General features: G+C 64.0%; 19 protein-coding genes. 8 read left to right on the plus strand and 11 right to left on the minus strand.

Annotated features, from left to right (window positions below):
• Positions 1-117 precede the first annotated feature (117 nt).
• The 11 genes from ACRTG1_RS20135 to ACRTG1_RS20185 form a co-directional block, all read right to left on the minus strand.
• Positions 118-891 (minus strand): aspartate/glutamate racemase family protein, encoded by a 774-nt coding sequence (locus ACRTG1_RS20135; RefSeq protein ID WP_113153393.1) that lies wholly within the window; start codon positions 889-891, stop codon positions 118-120.
• A gap of 4 nt (positions 892-895) precedes the next feature.
• Complete coding sequence (locus ACRTG1_RS20140) at positions 896-2,212, minus strand: TRAP transporter large permease (RefSeq protein ID WP_297565526.1); 1,317 nt, start codon at positions 2,210-2,212, stop codon at positions 896-898.
• Positions 2,212-2,709 (minus strand): TRAP transporter small permease, encoded by a 498-nt coding sequence (locus tag ACRTG1_RS20145; protein ID WP_113153395.1) that lies wholly within the window; start codon positions 2,707-2,709, stop codon positions 2,212-2,214. Before ACRTG1_RS20145 ends, ACRTG1_RS20140 begins: the two co-directional genes overlap by 1 nt.
• A 119-nt stretch (positions 2,710-2,828) precedes the next feature.
• Positions 2,829-3,842, minus strand: coding sequence for a TRAP transporter substrate-binding protein DctP (dctP, locus tag ACRTG1_RS20150; protein ID WP_113153396.1), 1,014 nt, complete (start codon positions 3,840-3,842; stop codon positions 2,829-2,831).
• A gap of 72 nt (positions 3,843-3,914) precedes the next feature.
• A complete protein-coding gene (locus ACRTG1_RS20155) occupies positions 3,915-4,898 on the minus strand; it encodes a 3-hydroxybutyryl-CoA dehydrogenase (RefSeq protein ID WP_432516972.1) in 984 nt (327 codons plus the stop codon).
• A complete protein-coding gene (locus ACRTG1_RS20160; RefSeq protein WP_432516973.1) occupies positions 4,898-5,974 on the minus strand; it encodes an NAD/NADP octopine/nopaline dehydrogenase family protein in 1,077 nt (358 codons plus the stop codon). Before ACRTG1_RS20160 ends, ACRTG1_RS20155 begins: the two co-directional genes overlap by 1 nt.
• A 59-nt stretch (positions 5,975-6,033) precedes the next feature.
• Entirely contained in the window at positions 6,034-6,474 is a 441-nt protein-coding gene (locus ACRTG1_RS20165; RefSeq protein WP_206995297.1) for a RidA family protein, read from the minus strand.
• Complete coding sequence (locus ACRTG1_RS20170) at positions 6,471-6,995, minus strand: MarR family winged helix-turn-helix transcriptional regulator (protein WP_222474053.1); 525 nt, start codon at positions 6,993-6,995, stop codon at positions 6,471-6,473. Before ACRTG1_RS20170 ends, ACRTG1_RS20165 begins: the two co-directional genes overlap by 4 nt.
• Positions 6,996-7,007: 12 nt before the next feature.
• On the minus strand, positions 7,008-8,294 hold the full coding sequence (locus tag ACRTG1_RS20175) for a TRAP transporter large permease (protein ID WP_113153401.1): 1,287 nt from the start codon (positions 8,292-8,294) through the stop codon (positions 7,008-7,010).
• Positions 8,294-8,803: a TRAP transporter small permease gene (locus ACRTG1_RS20180; RefSeq protein ID WP_206545728.1), complete on the minus strand. Its 510-nt coding sequence runs from the start codon at positions 8,801-8,803 to the stop codon at positions 8,294-8,296. Before ACRTG1_RS20180 ends, ACRTG1_RS20175 begins: the two co-directional genes overlap by 1 nt.
• On the minus strand, positions 8,803-9,828 hold the full coding sequence (locus ACRTG1_RS20185) for a TRAP transporter substrate-binding protein (protein ID WP_206545727.1): 1,026 nt from the start codon (positions 9,826-9,828) through the stop codon (positions 8,803-8,805). Before ACRTG1_RS20185 ends, ACRTG1_RS20180 begins: the two co-directional genes overlap by 1 nt.
• A 207-nt stretch (positions 9,829-10,035) precedes the next feature.
• On the opposite strand from ACRTG1_RS20185, the gene ACRTG1_RS20190 reads away from it, so the two are divergent.
• From ACRTG1_RS20190 to ACRTG1_RS20225, 8 genes are read left to right on the plus strand one after another with little or no spacing between them, the layout of a single operon-like run.
• On the plus strand, positions 10,036-11,001 hold the full coding sequence (locus tag ACRTG1_RS20190; RefSeq protein WP_432516976.1) for a PDR/VanB family oxidoreductase: 966 nt from the start codon (positions 10,036-10,038) through the stop codon (positions 10,999-11,001).
• 36 nt (positions 11,002-11,037) lie between these two features.
• Positions 11,038-12,369: an aromatic ring-hydroxylating dioxygenase subunit alpha gene (locus ACRTG1_RS20195; RefSeq protein ID WP_432516978.1), complete on the plus strand. Its 1,332-nt coding sequence runs from the start codon at positions 11,038-11,040 to the stop codon at positions 12,367-12,369.
• Entirely contained in the window at positions 12,369-12,851 is a 483-nt protein-coding gene (locus ACRTG1_RS20200; protein WP_206545725.1) for an aromatic-ring-hydroxylating dioxygenase subunit beta, read from the plus strand. Before ACRTG1_RS20195 ends, ACRTG1_RS20200 begins: the two co-directional genes overlap by 1 nt.
• 11 nt (positions 12,852-12,862) lie before the next feature.
• Positions 12,863-14,503 carry an AMP-binding protein gene (locus ACRTG1_RS20205; RefSeq protein ID WP_432516979.1) on the plus strand — a complete coding sequence of 547 codons (1,641 nt, stop codon included), beginning with the start codon at positions 12,863-12,865 and terminating at the stop codon, positions 14,501-14,503.
• Positions 14,503-15,687 carry a thiolase family protein gene (locus ACRTG1_RS20210; RefSeq protein WP_432516980.1) on the plus strand — a complete coding sequence of 395 codons (1,185 nt, stop codon included), beginning with the start codon at positions 14,503-14,505 and terminating at the stop codon, positions 15,685-15,687. The genes ACRTG1_RS20205 and ACRTG1_RS20210 overlap by 1 nt, the downstream gene beginning before the upstream one ends.
• Positions 15,684-16,943, plus strand: a complete 1,260-nt coding sequence (locus ACRTG1_RS20215) for an SDR family NAD(P)-dependent oxidoreductase (RefSeq protein WP_432516982.1) — start codon at positions 15,684-15,686, stop codon at positions 16,941-16,943. The genes ACRTG1_RS20210 and ACRTG1_RS20215 overlap by 4 nt, the downstream gene beginning before the upstream one ends.
• Positions 16,940-17,743, plus strand: a complete 804-nt coding sequence (locus tag ACRTG1_RS20220) for a cyclase family protein (protein WP_432516983.1) — start codon at positions 16,940-16,942, stop codon at positions 17,741-17,743. The genes ACRTG1_RS20215 and ACRTG1_RS20220 overlap by 4 nt, the downstream gene beginning before the upstream one ends.
• 4 nt (positions 17,744-17,747) lie before the next feature.
• Entirely contained in the window at positions 17,748-18,476 is a 729-nt protein-coding gene (locus ACRTG1_RS20225) for an SDR family NAD(P)-dependent oxidoreductase (protein ID WP_113153410.1), read from the plus strand.
• Positions 18,477-18,482: the final 6 nt, after the last annotated feature.

An 18,482-nucleotide genomic window follows, 5' to 3' on the forward strand; every position in this document is an offset into this window, starting at 1 on the left:
CTGCCGATATCGTCCCCTTGATATTGGGACAGCTTTGCAAAAGCCAGTCAACAGGCCCGGAGAATTATTGCCCAAAGGCGCGAAGACGCCCTCTTATGCTTACAGACCCTTTTATGGTTACAGCCCCCTGGGATGGGTCATGAACTCTTCGATGATCTCTTCCGGCGGTTTGACGAAATCCGAGGTGCGGCTGACGCCAAGGCCGGTCAGCCCCTTCAGCTTCACGGCCATTTCCGCCAGCTTCACGACAATCGGAATGCCGTTGATCACCGGCGCGCCATCCACCCGGTGCGCCTGCAATTGCGAGAACAGAAGCATGGGAATGCCGCCGCCGGGAATGAGCACGTCCACGCCCTCATCCACCAGCGGCCGGGCCTGCTCCTCAAACAGGGCGCGCACGGTTTCAAGCCGCTCATCGGAACCGAAGGCGGCAAGGATCTGCCCCGGCTCGAAATCCATGGCGTGCACGCCGGTTACGCGTTCGCCGAGACCGTATTTGCCGATCTGGTGGTGAAACCAGGGAATGTAACGCCGGTTAATCGTGACGATGCCCGAGCGCTGGCCAAGCTGGCAGGCATGCAGCATGGACGCCTCCCCCATGCCCAGCACCGGAATGTCGACCACCGACCGCGCTTCATAGAGGCCGGCATCCTGAAAATGCCCGATGATGAAAGCGTCATAGCCCTCGCGCTCGGCCCGCACCGCATTGCAGATCACCTCACGCGCGCAGCGAAACTCCACGATGGCGTGGGCGTAGCTGTCATGCGGGGTGATGCCCTTGATGTCGATCTCAGTGCCGGGGTCCACAATGGCGTCGAGATGTTTCCTCAGTTCATCCCAGTAGCCCGCGCCATTCTCGTAATCGACATAGCTTTGATACCAGATCTTCATGACGTCAGCTCCTGATGAGGCCCGGCAACCAGAGGGCCAGCTGCGGGAAAAGCGCAAGCAGCACGACCAAAAGCAGCGTGCAGGCGATGTAGGGCAGCGCGGCCCGCGCCACCTGTCCGATGGTCGTCCCCCTCGGGCTCACGCCAACCATGACGAAGAGCAGGAGACCGAAGGGCGGGGTCGCAAGGCTGAGTTCCAGCGCCAGAAGCATCACCACGCCGAACCAGATCTGGTCGAACCCGTAGAGCCCGACCAGCGGCATGAAAATCGGCAGGGTCAGCATCATGATAGAAAGCTGATCCATGAACATGCCGAGAAGCAGAAGCACGAGGAACATGACCGCGAGCACCACATAGGCGTTGAGCTCGAAACTGGTGGCAAACGAGATCAGGCCCGAAGACGCGCCGGAGAAGGCGAGGATCTGCGAGAAGGTGGTCGAGCCGACGATGATCATCAGCATCATGGCCGACACTTTGAGCGTGCCGGTCAGCGAGCGCACCACGGCCTGCCAGCTCAGCGTGCGATAGCACGCCGCCAGCACGACGACGGACAGCGCACCGAAGGCTGCGGATTCGGTCGGCGTCGCCCAGCCGAGCAGGATCAGCCCGACCACCGCGAACACGACGATGCCCATGGGCATGACGTCCACCAGAACCGCCCGCATGATCTCGGAAAGGCTCGCCCGTTCCGCCGCATAGCCGGGGGCGGCTTCCGGATCGAGCGCGATCTGTATGCGGATCGTTGCGATGAACAGCGCCGCCAGAAGCAGCCCCGGCACCAGCCCCGCGATCAGCAGCGCACCCACATCGATGCGCGCCAGCGAACCAAGCAGCACGGCCAGCGAGGATGGCGGAATGATCATGGCCAGACCACCGGTCGCCAGGATCGGCCCCATGATCATGTGCGGCTTGTATCCGCGCTTGATCATGTCGGGCATCAGCGTCGTGCCGAGCATCGCCGTGTTGGCCATGGACGATCCCGACAGTGTGGCGAAGATCGTGCCGCCGCCCACGGTCAGATAGGAAAGCCGCCCCTTGATGCCGCCAAAACACTTGTCGAGCGCATCGAACACGCGAATAGCGAGCCCCGTGTGGAACAGAAGCTCGCCCATGATGAGAAACAGCGGCACCGGCACCAGTGCGAAACTGGTGACGGATGTGGAGGCATTGGCGACAAGCTGGTCGATGCCGATCATGCCGCCCATGAAGATGTAGACGCCGACAATGTTGATCGCCAGAAACGCGATGGCCACCGGCATGCCGAAGAACATCAGGAACAGGAGCCCCCCTATCATCAGGAGGGCGGATTCGTACCAGACCATCAGTGTGCTCCCCCGCTGCCGGTATAGGTTTCGCCGCGAAGCAGCATGCGCAGGAACTCCAGCGCCATCAGGCCGAAGCCCATGGACAGCATGGCGTAAAGAACCCAGGAGGGAATGTTGATGGAGCGCATGTCGACCGCGCGCGACTGCACCATTTCCAGCCCCACCGCCGCCGAGCGCCAGCACAGGAGGCCAAGCGTCAGGATGGCGAGAACCAGCACGACCCGCCCCGCCAGAAGGCGCGCGCCGTCAGGCATCGCCCCCACGAAGGAGGAGATCGCCACATGCCCGTTGTTGCGCACCAGCCAGGGCGCGGCCGCCATGGTGGAGAACAGCATCACATATTCGACGATGGCGCTGGTCGACTGGAACGGCCGGAAACCGGTGTTGCGCAGCACGACATCGACAATGATGGCGGCAGAAATGAAAACGAGACTGGCTGCGCCCAGCACAGCCAGTCCGTTGATGATCCAGTTGTAGATGCGTAGCAGAAACATGGCGCGCGGCTTTTCAAAAGTGGTGCGGGGGAATGCCCTGCGGGCAACCCCGGAGCGATGTGAAACGCCTCTCCGGGATCGCCCGTCAGGGGAAGCTCAAGGCTTCCGCCGGCACGGGATCAGCGGTCGTAATACGCTTCGCGCAGTGCGTCGTAATACTCCGACCCGGAATCCTTCATGCGCTTCCAGGCGCTGTCATAGGCAAGGTCCAGGAACGTCGCCTGCGCATCGCCCTCCAGCTCGATGACCTCCATGCCGTTCTCGCGAACCGCCTTGTCGGTCTCCTCAATCACCTTCTGGAAATTGTCGTAGGACGTCTGCTCATATTCGGCAGCGGCGTCGTTCAGGATCTTCTTTGCCTCATCGCTCAGGCCATCCCATTTGGCCGGGTTCACCACCACGGCCAGATCCGTCTGGAAGAAGCCCGGATCGATGCGATAGCGCAGGAACTTGTCCCAGGAGAGGTCCTGAATGCCGACAATGGGCCAGCCCGAACCATCGAACGTGCTGCGCTCAAGGCCGGTATAGACATCCGGCACCGGCACGGAGACGGGAATGGCCCCCAGCGCCTCGAAGAAGGCGTTGTAGATCGGCTGCGAGCGGATGCGCTGGCCATCGAGATCGATGCCGCCATCCTCGGTCCGCTTGGGCTCGTTGATCGTGTAGATGTAGAATTTGACGCCGGTGTCGAGATGGGCCAGCAGGTTCACGCCCAGCTTCTTGGTGAACGCCTCCTGCATGATGCCGAAGCCGCCATTCTCGCGCGCCTCGGCGGCCGTGACGGTGGACGCCACCCATGCATCCGCCTCGGGCATGGTGCCCAGATAATAGGAGGCCGGGCCATACTGCATGTCGACCACGCCACGGCGCACCGCGTCTACCTGCTGGTTCGGCGGAAACATCTCCGGCCCGCCCGCATAGTTGATCTGGATGACGCCCTTGCCGCGCTCGTTCACGAGATCGACAAAGCCCTTGAAGCTCTGCGAGAAGGCAAGCGATTGCGGGAAGGCGGAAATCGCCTTCAGCGTTTCTTCCGCACTGGCCTGCCCGGCAAAGGCAACGCTGGTCAGCGCCGTTGCAAGAAGGCCGCGTCTGATGGTCCTGGCGATCGATCTGGTCGTTGCTTGGTTCATGTCATCGTCCTCTCTGGTTTTCCGGACTTGTTCCGTCCGGTCTGGTTTCACGCCCTGTTTCAGGCACCGGGCCTAAAGCACGGGTGGCCGCACGAGCCCCGCATTGTCGAGCGCCTTCAGGAAAGCCGCCATGCGGCGCTGGCGGTAAGCGTCGACGTCCACATCGGCGTAATCGAAGAAGCCGGAACCCGTCTTCAGGCCGATACGCCCTTCCTCCATGTTGCGACTGATGATGCCGGGAGCCGCATAGCGCTCATCATCGAAAGCCCCGGCGAGATAGCGGCTCGCATAGTAGAGAATGTCGCCGCCGCCCCAGTCGATGAATTCCAGAAGGCCCAGCACGCCGAAGCGCAGGCCGAACCCATAGGTAACCGCCTTGTCGACATCCTCGGCGCTCGCAACGCCTTCCTCGACGATCCGCGCCGCTTCATTCATGGCGAGCGCCTGAATGCGCGGCACGATGTAGCCGGGCGAAGCCTTGCAGACGATCGGCACCTTGCCGATGCCTTCAAGATAGGCGCGCACGAAAGCGGTGGTTTCCGCATCCGTCTCATCGGCCGGGCTGAGTTCCACCAGCGGCATCAGAAAGGCCGGGTTCAGCCAGTGCGCATTGAGAAAGCGCTCGGGCGCAGAGGTGAAGCCCGCCAGCTCCGTCGACAGCATGGTCGAGGTGGTCGAGGCCAGAATGGCGTCGCCATCGGCATGGGCGTCGAACAGCGCAAACGCATCGCGCTTGGCGTCCGTCACCTCGGGCACACCCTCGAACACGATGCGCGCCCCGGCAAGACCTGCCGCCGCCTCGCCGCGCGGCACGATGCTCACCCGTTCCATGATCTGTGGAACGGCGTCCACCCTGAATGCGCCAAGCGCGGCGATGGAGGCCAGCGCCGTGCGGATCTCGTCCAGCGCCTCATCGCGCAGTTTTGCAAAGGCGTCGGCGTCACGCTCTTTCGCATCGATGAGCCGCACCGCGTGGCCGGCATAGGCGACGCATTGCGCAATGCCCCGCCCCATGCGACCGGCGCCGATGCAGGCGATGGTCACTTCGCCCGTCATCACAGGCCCTCACGCAGCATGGTCTGCACCGCCTCGCGGCTTTCACCGGCAAGACCGATCTGCTCCATTGTGCGGCCCTCGGCGCGGAAATCGCGCTCGGCCACCGCGCCGGCAATCGCCAGGAGACCGGTCGCCACCGGACAGGGCACGCCGGCCCAGTCGCCCACCGACACCATGAAGGCGAGGCCCATGCCCACATCCTCCAGCATGTAGCGGTGCGACTTCAGGTCCAGCTTCTCATGCCAGTCGCCGGAATCCACCAGCTTGTCATGCGCGAGATTGCCGTACATCCAGTCGCTGGTCTCGTAGTGATCGGCCAGCGGAAAGTGTGGCGCGCCATAGCCCAGCGCCTCGCGGATCGCCATGCGCTCATTGTCGAGCGCGGTGTGCGTGCGGCGGATGGAAGCCTGCGTGCCCTCATTGTGAATGTCCCAGCGGTCGAAATGCTCGATGGGACCGGCATTCATGAGGATCAGCGGCGGGTGAATGATCGGGCCGGCGTTCATCAGCGCGCCCGAAAGCGCATCCTCCACCGGCTCGATGGAGGCCGGGAACACCGCCGCAATGGCCTTGATCGCATGATCCGTGTGCCGCGCGGGCAGCACGCCGGTCGGCAGGCGCGAGGCCCGCGTCGTCACGCGCACTTCGAGCGGCCCCTGCTTGCGCGTCAGCCATGGCAGCGTGCCCGTTTCGGCAATCGCGATGTCGGCCTTCGAGCCCGCTTCACGAATGCGCTTCATCATCAGATAGGAACCGAACGTGCCCGGCGGCAGGTAGATCACCTGCCCGTCTTCCAGATGCGGCGCGAGGCGGGTGGCGATGTCCTCCTGCGCGAAGGCCGGCGTCGGCGCGACGATCAGCTGCGCGCCTTTCAGCGCCGCAGCGAGATCGTCGGTCGGCACGACCGCGATCTTCCGGCTGCCCTCGTGGTCGGTGAGGGTGATGCCGCCGGCCTCCTCGACATCGGCGAAACTGGCGCGGTCGCGCCGCCACCAGCGAACGTCATGGCCCGCCTCGGCGAAATCCGCCGCAGCCGCGTATGACCCGTTGCCTCCACCCAGAACAGCTACTTTCATGTCTGCACTCTCCTCCTCGCCCGCACACAGTCACGGGCATTTATGTCACTCACATTGGTTCAACCCCGGGGCAAAACCGCCGTCGCCTCGATTTCCACGACCGCCTCCGGCTCCACCAGACGCGTCACCTCCACCGTGGCCATGGCCGGGAAACAGCGGCCGAACACATCGCGATAGGCTCTCCCCAGCCCTTTCGGATCGGCCAGATAGTCCTCGACACTCGTCACGTACCAGGTGAGGCGCGTCAGATGTTCCGGCCCTGCGCCCGCCGCTTCGAGCACGTCGCGGATGTTGCGAAACGTCTGGTGCGCCTGGGCGACGAACCCTTCCGGGAAACGGCCCTCGCGATCCCAGCCGACCAGCCCGCCCGTGTAGATGATGCCGCCATCGGTCATCACGGCATTGGCGTAGCCCTTCGGCTGCGGCCAGCCCTGCGGGCACACCGCCTCGTGCAGGAGCCGCGGCTCGTCGGGTTTCGGGGTTTTCTCCAGATCGCTCATGTCGGTCTCGTCTCCAGTTTCACGGGCTCGCGAACCGGCGCAGGCGTGATGCCGCTGCCGGCGCGATAAAGCGCGTGAACATGCTTGAGGGCGTTCTTCAGAAGCGCTGCTTCGCCGGGGCGCAGCCGCGCGATGATCTCTTCTTCATGCGCCTGCGCTTCATCAACGAGGCGTGCGCCAAGCGCGCGGCCTGCAGCAGTCAGGAACACGCGCACACGACGCCGGTCGCGCTCGTCACTCCGGCGTTTCACCAGTCCTTTCGACGCCATGTGATCGATGATCTTGGTCAGATGCGACTGTTCCATCAGCGCAAGCTGGGCGAGCTGCGTCACCATCTGACCGTCCTCATCGCTCAGGCAGGCGAGGATGCGCCATTCCGGCACGCGCAGCCCCTGCTCGCGCACATGGGCATGAAAGTCCGTGCTGGCCGCATCGCTGGCGGCAGCGAGCAGATAGAGCAGGTAGTCGCCGACAAACCCGGCATTGCGGTCGATCTCGATCCTGTCTTCGTCTTTCGCCATCATCTCTTCCGGTCACATGGAATTGGGTATCAGAAGCGCCATCGCCGGCAGCGCGATCAGAAGCGCGAGCCGCAACACATCCATGGCCACGAAAGGCAGGATGCCGGCGAAGATGCGCTCCAGCGGAATGTCGGGGGCCACCGTGCGCATGACGAAAACATTCATGCCGATGGGCGGCGTGATGAAGCTCAGCTCGGTCGCGATCACCACGAAGATGCCGAACCAGATCGGATCAAAGCCAAGGCCCGTCACGATCGGGAACAGGATCGGCACGGTCAGCGTGATCATCGAGATGCTCTCGAGCAGGCAGCCCAGCACCAGATAGATCAGCACGATCATGAAGATGACCTGGTACGGGCCGGCACCAAGCGCATTGATCCAGGTGCGCAAGTCGCCCGTCAGGCCGGAGAAATTCACATAGTTCAGGAAATAGAGCGCCCCGAACAGAATGAAGAACATCACCGCCGTCGTCTTCGCCGTGTCGAACAGCGTGGACAGCGTGGCGCGCAGGGTCAGCCGACCGCGCATGAAGGTCAGAAGAAACGCACCGCCTGCGCCCATGCCAGCCGCCTCGGTGGCGGTGAAGACGCCCATATAAATGCCGCCCAGAACAAACACGAACAGCGCCAGCGCCCAGACCACGCCACGCAGCGCCCGCACACGGTCGATCAGCGGCAGCTTGGGCTGCGTCTCCAGATGTTCGCGATAGACGACGAGCGACAGGCGCACGGCGATGATGTAGCCGATCACGCCGATCAGCCCCGGCAGAAGGCCGGCCAGAAACAGCTTGCCGATGTTCTGCTGTGTCAGGATGCCATAGATGACGAGAATGACCGATGGTGGAATGAGAATGCCGAGCGTTCCGCCCGCCGCAATGGACGAAGCGGCCAGCCGGTCGGAATAGCCATATTTGCGCATGGCCGGCAGCGAGATGCGCGCCATGGTCGCCGTGGTGGCGAGCGACGAGCCGCATACCGACGAAAACCCGCCGCAGGCGACGATGGTGGCCATGGCGAGCCCGCCCTTGCGGTGACGCAGCCAGGCATTCGCCGCCGCATAAAGATCGCCGGCCACGCCGGATTGCACCACGAGATTGCCCATCAGCAGGAACAGCGGCACGACGGAAAGCGTATAGCTGCGGCCGCTGTCGAAAAAGACCTGCCCGAGCATGGCCAGCGCCGGGTGCCAGCCAACGATGGACACCACACCGACAAGCCCCACGGCCGTCATGGCGAAGGCGATGGGCACGCCGGCAAAGATCAGCGCCAGAAGCAGCGCCATTCCGATTGGCCAGGCCATTACACGCCCCCGCCATCGCTTTTGGGCAGTCTGAGCACCGCCATGACAAAGGTGATGATGGCGCTGATGCCGGCAATCACCGCCGTCGCCTTGGCGAACGGCCCGAGCGGCGTACGCAGGTAGACCGTCACCTCGTTATAGCTTTCAAGCTGGGCTCCGTGCTTCCACAGCTGCCAGGAAACGAGCCCCAGAACCACGGAAACCAGAAGCCGACCAAGGTTGAGCTGCACCTTCGCAGCCATGCCCTTGAGGCTCGCCGTAAGCAGATCGACGCTGATATGCCCGTCATCCAGACACACGGCCGGCAATCCCATGAACACAATCGCCATAAGCAGGATTTCGGTGTATTCGGCTGCGCCCGGAAGCGGCGACGAGAGGAGATAGCGGCCAATCACATCGGCCACCGTCACCAGTGTCAGCGCAACCAGAAACGCTCCGCAGAGCACGGCGGTCGCAAGTCGTAACCACCGCCGAGCCCGCATTGCGATCCGCTCGGAGGGGGCGGCCATTATTCAGCCGCCACCGCTTTGATTTCGTCCTTGAGCTTGCCCAGGACCACGTCGAAGTCGAGCGCCTTGGCCTCATAGGCCTTGGCGAGTTCGTCGAACATCGGCCCGGTCTTCTCACGCAGTTCGGTGAGTTCGTCCTCGGTGGCGTCATGGAACTCGACGGTCGACTGGATGACCTCCATGCCCGCCGCGTCGGCCGCGTCCCAGGCCTGACCGGCCATGCGCGAGAACGCCTCGCCGGAAACCTTCTCGATGGCCGCCTTGTCTTCATCCGACAGGCTGTCGAACTTCGCCTTGTTCATCACGAAGAAGAACGAAACGTTGTAAAGCCCGCCGGGAACCCTCAGCGCCTTGTCGACCAGCGATTCCAGCTTGAAGAAGGGCACGGATTCGACGGGGAAGAAGATGCCGTCGGCGATGCCGCCCGACAGGATTTCATAAGACTGTGGCGACGGGGCCTGGATCGACACCATGTCCATCGCTTCGGCAAGTTTGTTGGTGATGTTGCCCGCCACACGGATCTTCGCGCCCGACAGGTCCGACAGCGGCGAAACCGGCTTGCCCTTGGTGAACAGAAGCCCCGGCCCATGCCCGAACACGCCCAGCACCTTGGTGCCGCGATGCTCATCGGCCTGCGCCAGATCGCTTTCGTACACCCGCCAGAAGGCAACCGAGAGGCTCTCGGACGTATCGGCCAGGAACGGCATTTCGGCGATTTCCGTCAGGGTGAAGCGGCCCGGCGTATAACCATGCACGCCGAATGTCAGGTCCACCGCGCCATTGGCAGCCAGATCGAAATGCGCCGGCGGCGGCCCGAGCGGTGCGTCGAGGATCTGCACTTCGATCCGTCCGTCGCTCGCCTCTTTCAGCTGTTCCGCCCAGGGAACCATCATGTCCTTGACGATGGGGTGAGACGGCGGCAGCCAGTTGGACATGCGCAGAACCGTCTCCTGCGCCATGGCGCTCAGGCTCATGGCAGCCGAGAAAATAGATGCAGATACAAGCGTTTTAAAAATGCGCGTCATCGTTTTCCTCCCGTGACGGCCTCCTCCAACTACGAAGGCTTCCACAAGTTTTAACGCGCTTCAAGCTTAAAAAGATGAAATTTCACTTTTTGAGGCTTGAAGCTTGACAGGCAAAAATATGCGAATTCATATTATTCAGACACTGCGGATGACAGCTCGCCTGCCGATGAGCTGATGGAGGCGCCGCAGAGGGAGGAGATATCGGCGATGAGCGAACTGAAGCTCAGGGTGCGCGCCAGCGAGGCGCTGACCCCGAACATCCGCACACTCGAACTGGAGGCCGCGGACGGCTCGGCCCTGCCCGGCTTTTCCGCCGGCGCGCATATCCGCGTCGTCCTGCCCGATGGCAGCGACCGGCACTATTCGCTCGTCAACGCCGAAACCGATCCCGGCGCAACCGACGCGCCCGATCATTACCGTCTCGGCGTGCGCCTCGAAGAGGACAGCAAGGGCGGCTCCCGCTTCATGCATGGGCTGAAAGCAGGCGACATCATCGAAACGTCAGCCCCGCGCAACGACTTCGCGCTGGTCGACGCGCAAGCGCCGGTGCTTCTCATCGCCGGCGGCATCGGCGTCACGCCGCTCATCTCCATGGCCGCCGAACGCAAGGCGAAAGACCGCCCCTTCTCGTTTCACTATGCCGGCCGGTCGCGCACGCTCCTTGCCTTCGTCGACGCGCTTGAGGCCATCGAGACCACCGCGCTCACCATTCATTGCGACGACGAGCCTGAAACCTGCATCGACCTGAAGGCGTTGATCGGCAAGGCCCCGGCCGAAGGCCACATCTATGTGTGCGGCCCGCGCGGCATGATCGAGGCAGTGCGCGAGATCGCCCATGCCCGCGGCATGGCGAAAGACCATGTGCACTTCGAACTCTTCGAGGCCCATGAAGCCGAAGCGGGCGACAAATCCTTCGAGGTCGAGATCAGCTCCACGGGACAGGTCTTCACCATCCCGCCGGGCAAGTCCATCATCGAGGTGCTCGAAGAAGAAGGCGTCGACCTGATCTATGATTGCCAGCGCGGCGATTGCGGCATCTGCCAGACCACCGTCCTGTCCGGCATTCCCGACCACCGCGACGTCATCCTCACCGATGACGAACGCGCAGCAAACGACGTCATGCAGATCTGCGTGTCACGCGCAAAATCCGACCGGCTCGTCCTCGACCTGTAGGAGGCAGGGCGGCGGCCAGCAAGGGAGTAGCAAGCCATGAGCCGTTACGCGAACAACCCGCAAGCCATCAGCAAGCTGATCCGGCCAACGGAAGTCCACCGCGACGTTTACATCGATCAGGAAGTGTTCGAGCTGGAGATGAAACATCTCTTCGCCAACACCTGGGTCTTTGTCGGCCACGAAAGCCAGACGCCCAACAAGGGCGACTATTTCACCACCGAGATCGGCACCAAGCCGGTCATCATGGTGCGCCACTCCGACAACGAGATCTACGTCCTGCACAATCGCTGCCCGCACAAGGGCACGAAGATCGCCATCGACCGTTCGGGCAACACCGGCAAGTTCTTCCGCTGCCCCTATCATGCATGGTCGTTCAAGACGAATGGCTGCCTGCTCGCGATCCCGCTGCGCAAGGGCTACAAGGATACCGGCCTCGAAGAGAGCGAATCCGTGCACGGCCTCGCCTCTGTCGGCGCGGTGAAAAACTATCGCGGCTTCATCTTCGCCCGCCTCAATGCGGAAGGGCCGGACTTCGAGAGCTTCTTCGGCGAGGCGCTGAGTTCCTTCGACAACATGGTCGACCGCTCGCCCGAGGGCCGTCTGGAAGTGGCCGGTCCGCCGCTGCGCTACATGCATCGCTGCAACTGGAAAATGCTGGTCGAGAACCAGACCGACACCTGCCATCCCATGGTCGCGCATGAAAGCTCCGCCGGCACGGCCATCGATCTGTGGGAGAAGATGGACAAGCCCGAGGGCACGCAAAAGCCCATGGCCATGGAAGTGATCGCTCCCTTCATGAGCCCCTATGAGTTCTTCGAGAACATGGGCATCCGCACCTGGCCGAACGGCCACGGCCACACCGGCGTGCATCACTCGATCCACTCCGACTATTCGGCCATCCCCGGTTATTACGAGCAGATGGTCGAGGCCTATGGCGAGGAGCGCACAAAGGCCATCCTCGGCGAGAACCGGCACAACACGGTCTATTTCCCCAACATCATGATCAAGGGGCCGATCCAGCAATTGCGGCTGTTCACCCCGATCGCCGCCGACAAAACCCTGGTCGAAAGCTACATTTACCGGCTGGTGGGCGCGCCCGACATGCTTCTGGAGCGCACCGCCATGTACAACCGCATGATCAACGCGCCCACTTCCATGGTCGGCCATGACGATCTGGAAATGTATGAGCGCGCGCAGGAAGGCCTGCACTCCGATGGCCTCGAATGGGTCAACGTCCAGCGCCTTTATCAGGAAGGCGAGAATTTCGACGAGATCGCCGTCGAGAACGGCACCACGGAACGGCAGATGCGCAACCAGTTCCACGCATGGGAAAAATACATGACGATGACGATGGAAGGAGACGCGTGATGAAGGCCCCCACCCGCGATGACCTGATCGATTTCGTCTATGAAGAAGCCCGCATGCTGGACGATGGCCGGTTCGACGAATGGCTCGATCTGTGGACCCATGACAGCTTCTACTGGATGCCGCTCGACTACAATCAGCAGGACGAGAAACACGTTACCTCCCTGCTGCATGAAGACGCCTTCATGCGCAAGCTGCGCGTCGAGCGCTTCAAGGGCGAGCGCACCTTTTCGCAGAAGCCGAAGACCCGCTGCCACCACGTTCTAAACCGCCCCTTCATCGACCTCATGGACGAGGAGAAAGGCGAATACGCGACCCACACGGCGTTTCACTATGTGGAGACGCGGCTCGACGACCAGATCCTGCTCGCCGCCACCGCGCGCCACGAGCTGAAGCTCATCGACGGCAGGCTGAAGATCACCCACAAGCGCGTCGATCTGCTCAATTCCGACGCCGCCTTCGGCAATATCCAGATGTTCCTTTAAAGGCGCAGCAGATGAAATCGCAGATCCCGCCGTTCGACACCGTGTTCGCGGCCTTTGCCGACACCGCCGGGCGCTGGCCGGACCGCCCGTTCCTGCACGTGCTGGAGGAAACGGCCACGGTCTACGACATTCCCGCCGGCGAACTCTCCTATGGCGCAGCCCTCGCCGAGATCGAGCGGTTGAGGAACGCCTATGCTGCCGGGGGCTATCGCGCCGGCATGCGCGTCATGCTCCTGATGGAAAACCGGCCGGGCTTCTTCCTGCACTGGTTCGCCCTCAATGCGCTCGGGCTCTCGGTCGTGCCGGTCAATCCCGACCTGCAATCGGCGGAACTGGAATACATGGCCGGGCACGCGCGCCCGGTTCTGGCCGTGGCGATCGCCAGCCGCGTGGCGGATCTCGAACAGGCGGCTGCCGCCTCCGGCGTCGGCTTTCCGGTCGTCACGCCCGAGGCGGACACCCCGCCGCTCGATCCACGCTTTGCCGGCATGGAGACGCCGCAGGGCGCATCGCTCACCCGCGAAGCGGCGATGCTCTACACCTCCGGCACCACGGGCAAGCCCAAGGGCTGCGTCCTGTCGAACCTCTATTTCCTGCATTCGGGCCGCTGGTACGCGAAATCGGGCGGCCTTTGCGCCATGAACGAAGACGGCGAGCGCATGATCACGCCACTGCCCATCTTCCACATGAACGCCATGGCGTATTCGCTGATGGCGATGGTCACGGTCGGCGGCTGCCTCATCGCGCTCGACCGTTTCCACCCGCGCAGCTGGTGGCAGAGCGTGCGTGACAGCCGCGCCACCTGCCTGCATTATCTGGGCGTCATGCCGTCCATTCTCATGAAGGCCGAACCCACGGAACAGGACAGGGCGCACAATGTGCGCTTCGGTTTCGGCGCGGGCATCGATCCCAAGCTGCACGGCCCCTTCGAGGAGCGCTTCGGCATCCCGCTGATCGAGGGCTGGGCGATGACGGAGACGGGGGCCGGCGCGGTCATCGTCGCCAATCACGAGCCCCGCAAGCGCGGCACAAACTGCCTCGGCCAGCCCGGCCCGGACATCGAGGCCCGCGTGGTCGCGGACGATGGCAGCGAGGCAGCCCCCGGCGCGCCCGGCGAACTTCTGGTGCGCCATGCGGGCGAGGATCCGCGTTTCGGCTTCTTCTCCGAATATTACGCCAACCCCGAGGCCACCGCCGAAGCGTGGGAAGGCGGCTGGTTCCACACCGGCGACATCGTCATGCGCGACGCCGATGGCGATTTCTTCTTCGTCGACCGCAAGAAGAACGTGATCCGCCGTTCCGGCGAGAACATCGCCGCCGTGGAAGTGGAATCCTTCCTCATGCAGCATCCCGACATCAAGGCCGCTGCGGTTGCCGCAGCACCCGACGAACTGCGCGGCGACGAGGTCTTCGCCTGTCTCGTGGTCGAGAGCGGCGAACGCGATGAGGCCCGCGCCCGCGAGATCGCCGAATGGTGTCTGGATCGCGTGGCCTATTACAAGGTTCCCGGCTACATCGCCTTTGTCGACGCCCTGCCCCTGACCTCGACGCAGAAGATCCAGCGCGGCGAACTGAAAACACTGGTCGCCCGGCTTCTCACCGATCCTGGAACGGTCGACACACGCTCCATGAAGAAAAGGCGCGCGGCCTGATGGCGGGCCGCACCTCAAGACGGATGGGCTATGAGGGCGTGGTGCTCGCCGCGCCCGCCACCGCGCCCTATCAGCGCTTCTCCAAGGAAACGGCGCATTGGTGGATCGCCCGCGCGCTGCGTCAGTCGCTTCAAAGCGCCGGCCTCAGCCCCCGCGATGTCGACGGCTTCTCGGTGGCAAGCTTCACGCTCTTTCCCGACACGGCGGTGGGCCTGACCCAGCATCTCGGCCTCACGCCACGCTGGCTCGATCACATCCCCATGGGCGGGGCGAGCGGCGTCGTGGCGCTCAGGCGTGCAGCCCGCGCGGTGCAGGCGGGCGACGCCGACATCGTCGCCTGCGTTGCCGGCGACACCAATCATGTCGACAGTTTCCGGCGCATGCTCTCAAGCTTCAGCCGCTTCGCGCAGGACGCCTCATACCCTTACGGAGCAGGCGGACCGAATGCCTGTTTCGCGCTCCTGACCGACCACTATATGAGCGCCTATGGTGCGACCCGTGAGGATTTCGGCCGCATCTGCGTCGCCCAGCGCGACAATGCGCTCCGGAACCCGCATGCGGTGATGAAAAAGCCGCTCACCATGGATCAGTATCTCGGCGCGCGCATGATCTCCGATCCCATCGCGCTGTTCGATTGCGTCATGCCCGTCAGCGGCGCAGAAGCGTTTCTCGTGATGCGGGAGGAGGACGCCCGCGCCGCCAGCCTTCCTTACGCACATATTCGCGGCAGCATCGAACGTCACAACGCCTTTCCCGAAGACCCGATCCAGATGCGCGGCGGCTGGGCCATGGATATCGACGAGCTTTACGCCATGGCAGACGCCACGCCCGACGACATGGACCTGTTGCAGACCTATGACGACTACCCGGTCATCTCCATGATGCAGTTCGAGGATCTGGGGTTCTGCGGGAAAGGCGAGGGCCCGGCCTTCGTGCGCGAGCGCGATCTCACCATTGTCGGCGACTTTCCGCACAACACGTCGGGCGGTCAGCTTTCAGCCGGACAGGCAGGAGCCGCCGGCGGCTTCATCGGCATGGTCGAGGCCATCCGCCAGGTCACCGGCGCAGCCGGCCCCACCCAGGTGAAAGGGGCGACGACCGCCATGGTCTCGGGCTTCGGCATGATCAATTACGACCGTGGCGTCTGCTCCAGCGCCGCCATCATTTCGGGAGCGGGCACATGACCGACGCCATCCTGCCACCGCCGAAGAAAGACCCACAGAAGCGCACCCGCACACAGACACTGCCTTCGGGCCTCAGAAGCCGCGCGGCGCTGGGGCTCACGGCGGCTGCCGCCGAGGGGCGCTTCATGCTGCAGGTCTGCGGCGAATGCGGCGCGCTGCAATATCCGCCGCGCGACGCCTGCTCCACCTGCCTGTCGACCGACCTGCCATGGCGCGACATCGACCCGGCGGGCGAACTCATCGCCGAAACCACCGTGCGCACCAGCACCAACACCTATTTCCGCGAACGCACCCCATGGCGTGTCGGCACCGTCCGGCTCGACGCCGGCCCCTCCGTCATGTGCCATGTCCATGGCGACGCGCCACGCGGCGGGCGGGTGCGCATCATCAACCGGCTCGACAAGTCGGGCCAGGGCGTTCTCTACGCCCTGCCTCCCGAAGGGACGCCCAACATGGAAGACGATCCGCAACTGCGCGAAATCACCGCCGATCCGAAATTCCGCCGCGTGCTCATCACCGACGCACGCAGCGAAAGCACACCGGCGCTGGCCGAGGCCTTCGCGAAGGCCGGCGCGTCGATCATCTTCATCGGCGAGCCCGAAGGCTGGCGGCCCTATCCGCACCGCGCCGCGCTCGAAGCGATCCCCAATGTCCAGATCGTGCCGCTCGACGTCACCGACACCGCGTCGGTCGCCGAGCTTGCCGGCGAGATCGGCGGCAAGACGGACATTCTCGTCAACAATGCCCGCTTCGTGCGCCCCGGCGGCATCATGGACCGTGGAGACACCGTGTTCGCCCGCGACGAGATGGAAGTGAATTATCTCGGCCTGATGCGGCTTGCCCAGTCCTTCGGCCCGGCCATGCGCGGGCGCGGCGCAGACGGCGACAACAGCGCCGCCGCCTGGGTCAACATCCTGTCGGTCTACGCTTATTCCAACATGCCGGCCTTTGGCGCGTTCTCCGCGTCCAACGCCGCCGCCTACTCGCTGTCACAGTGCCTGCGCGCGGAGATGCGGCCCGGCGGCGTGCGCGTGATGAACGTCTATACGGGCCCGACAGACGACGCATGGCACCAGCCCCTGCCGCCACCCAAGGTCGCGCCCGCAGCACTTGCCCGGGCCATCGTCTCCGGCCTCAAAGACGGGCTGGAAGACGTGTTCGTCGGCGATGTGGCGAAGGACCTGATCGAGCGCTGGCGCGCCAGCGCAAAAGTGCTGGAGCGCGAGATGAGCGAAACCGACGGAGGCGGCGCATGAACGTCCACGCAACCGACCCATCCGCCCTTCTGGGCAATCTGGCGGAGGCGCTCGCCACCGGCGCCATTGAGGTGGTGGACCTCACCCACACGCTCGATCAGGATTTTCCGGTCATCGTGCTGCCGCCCGAGTTCGGCCAGTGCGCCCGCTTCCGCATGGAAGAAGTGTCCGCCTATGACCATCGCGGCCCGGCGTGGAAATGGCACAACTTCACCTGCAGCGAGCACACCGGCACCCATTTCGATGCGCCCTCGCACTGGATCTCCGGCCGCGACGTGCCCAATGGCAGCGTCGACGAGATTGCCGCCGAGCGCTTTATCGGCCCGGTCTGCGTGATCGACTGTTCTGACGGCGCTGCCGCCGATGAGGATTTCGAACTCACGCCGGAGATCATCGAGGCGTGGGAGGCCGAGCACGGCCGCATTCCCGCCGAGAGCTGGGTTCTGATGCGCACCGACTGGTCGAAGCGCCGGGGCGCGGCCTATCTCAACATGCGCGAGGACGGCGCACATTCCCCCGGCCCCACGCCGGCGGCGGTCCGGCTTCTCGTGGATGATCGCGGCATTCGTGGTTTCGGCACAGAAACGGTCGGCACCGACGCCGGTCAGGGATCGCACTACACGCCGCCCTACCCGGCCCATTTCTATCTTCACGGCGCAGGCCGCTACGGGCTGCAATGCCTCAACAATCTCGACCGGCTGCCGCCCACCGGGGCCATGCTGATCGCAACCCCGCTCAAGATCAAAAACGGCACCGGCAGCCCGCTGCGCGTGGTGGCGCTCGTGCCCGGCAGGAACTGACACGATGGACAAAGAGCTGACAGCCGTCATCACCGGCGGCAACAAGGGCATCGGCGCGGACCTCGCCCGGACCATGCTGGATGCGGGCTACCGCGTCGTCTCGGTTGCGCGCCGCGCGCCGGAGTTTTCGCATGAACGGCTGAGCTCGGTCGAAGCCGACCTGCTGGACGACACAGCCGTCAGCGCGGCCGCAGCCGAGATCGCCGGCAGGCACGACGTCACCCATTTCGTGCAGAATGCAGGCCTCATCTGGCCGAACCTCATCGAAGACGCCAGCGCCGAAGACATTACCGGCCTCGCCCAGCTTCACCTGGGTTCCGCCCTCACGCTCCTGAAAGCCTTCCTGCCTGCCATGAAGGAACGCCGCTTCGGCCGTGTTCTCTTCAACGGCTCGCGCGCAGCACTGGGCGCACAGACCCGCACCGCCTATGGCGCATCCAAGGCCGGCATGGTGGGCATGGCGCGCACCTGGGCGCTGGAGCTCGCCCCCCACGGCATCACCGTCAATGTGGTGGCGCCCGGCCCGATCCAGACCGACAATTTCTGGGGCATCATCCCGAAGGGCAGCGAGCGGGAGGCAGAGCTTGCCAAACGCATTCCCGTTGGCCGGCTCGGCGCGGTGGAAGACGTCACCAACGCCTTCATGTTCTTCGCCGATCCGAAGGCAAGCTTCGTCACCGGGCAGACGCTCTATGTGTGCGGCGGCGCAAGCGTCGGCAGCATGCAGCTCTGACGCACC

The sequence above is a fragment of the Nitratireductor sp. PBL-C9 genome (assembly GCF_050877045.1).
GTDB classification, from domain to species: Bacteria; Pseudomonadota; Alphaproteobacteria; order Rhizobiales; family Rhizobiaceae; genus Nitratireductor; species Nitratireductor aquimarinus.

Coding starts and splice junctions, on each gene's coding strand:
- ACRTG1_RS20205 (WP_432516979.1), top strand. CDS start 12,863: ATGAAATCGCAGATCCCGCCGTTCGACACCGTGTTCGCGGCCTTTGCC.
- ACRTG1_RS20195 (WP_432516978.1), top strand. CDS start 11,038: ATGAGCCGTTACGCGAACAACCCGCAAGCCATCAGCAAGCTGATCCGG.
- ACRTG1_RS20180 (WP_206545728.1), bottom strand. CDS start 8,803: ATGGCCGCCCCCTCCGAGCGGATCGCAATGCGGGCTCGGCGGTGGTTA.
- ACRTG1_RS20170 (WP_222474053.1), bottom strand. CDS start 6,995: ATGGCGAAAGACGAAGACAGGATCGAGATCGACCGCAATGCCGGGTTT.
- ACRTG1_RS20155 (WP_432516972.1), bottom strand. CDS start 4,898: ATGACGGGCGAAGTGACCATCGCCTGCATCGGCGCCGGTCGCATGGGG.
- ACRTG1_RS20135 (WP_113153393.1), bottom strand. CDS start 891: ATGAAGATCTGGTATCAAAGCTATGTCGATTACGAGAATGGCGCGGGC.
- ACRTG1_RS20175 (WP_113153401.1), bottom strand. CDS start 8,294: ATGGCCTGGCCAATCGGAATGGCGCTGCTTCTGGCGCTGATCTTTGCC.
- ACRTG1_RS20160 (WP_432516973.1), bottom strand. CDS start 5,974: ATGAAAGTAGCTGTTCTGGGTGGAGGCAACGGGTCATACGCGGCTGCG.
- ACRTG1_RS20190 (WP_432516976.1), top strand. CDS start 10,036: ATGAGCGAACTGAAGCTCAGGGTGCGCGCCAGCGAGGCGCTGACCCCG.
- ACRTG1_RS20185 (WP_206545727.1), bottom strand. CDS start 9,828: ATGACGCGCATTTTTAAAACGCTTGTATCTGCATCTATTTTCTCGGCT.
- ACRTG1_RS20210 (WP_432516980.1), top strand. CDS start 14,503: ATGGCGGGCCGCACCTCAAGACGGATGGGCTATGAGGGCGTGGTGCTC.
- ACRTG1_RS20220 (WP_432516983.1), top strand. CDS start 16,940: ATGAACGTCCACGCAACCGACCCATCCGCCCTTCTGGGCAATCTGGCG.
- dctP (WP_113153396.1), bottom strand. CDS start 3,842: ATGAACCAAGCAACGACCAGATCGATCGCCAGGACCATCAGACGCGGC.
- ACRTG1_RS20215 (WP_432516982.1), top strand. CDS start 15,684: ATGACCGACGCCATCCTGCCACCGCCGAAGAAAGACCCACAGAAGCGC.
- ACRTG1_RS20145 (WP_113153395.1), bottom strand. CDS start 2,709: ATGTTTCTGCTACGCATCTACAACTGGATCATCAACGGACTGGCTGTG.
- ACRTG1_RS20140 (WP_297565526.1), bottom strand. CDS start 2,212: ATGGTCTGGTACGAATCCGCCCTCCTGATGATAGGGGGGCTCCTGTTC.
- ACRTG1_RS20165 (WP_206995297.1), bottom strand. CDS start 6,474: ATGAGCGATCTGGAGAAAACCCCGAAACCCGACGAGCCGCGGCTCCTG.
- ACRTG1_RS20200 (WP_206545725.1), top strand. CDS start 12,369: ATGAAGGCCCCCACCCGCGATGACCTGATCGATTTCGTCTATGAAGAA.
- ACRTG1_RS20225 (WP_113153410.1), top strand. CDS start 17,748: ATGGACAAAGAGCTGACAGCCGTCATCACCGGCGGCAACAAGGGCATC.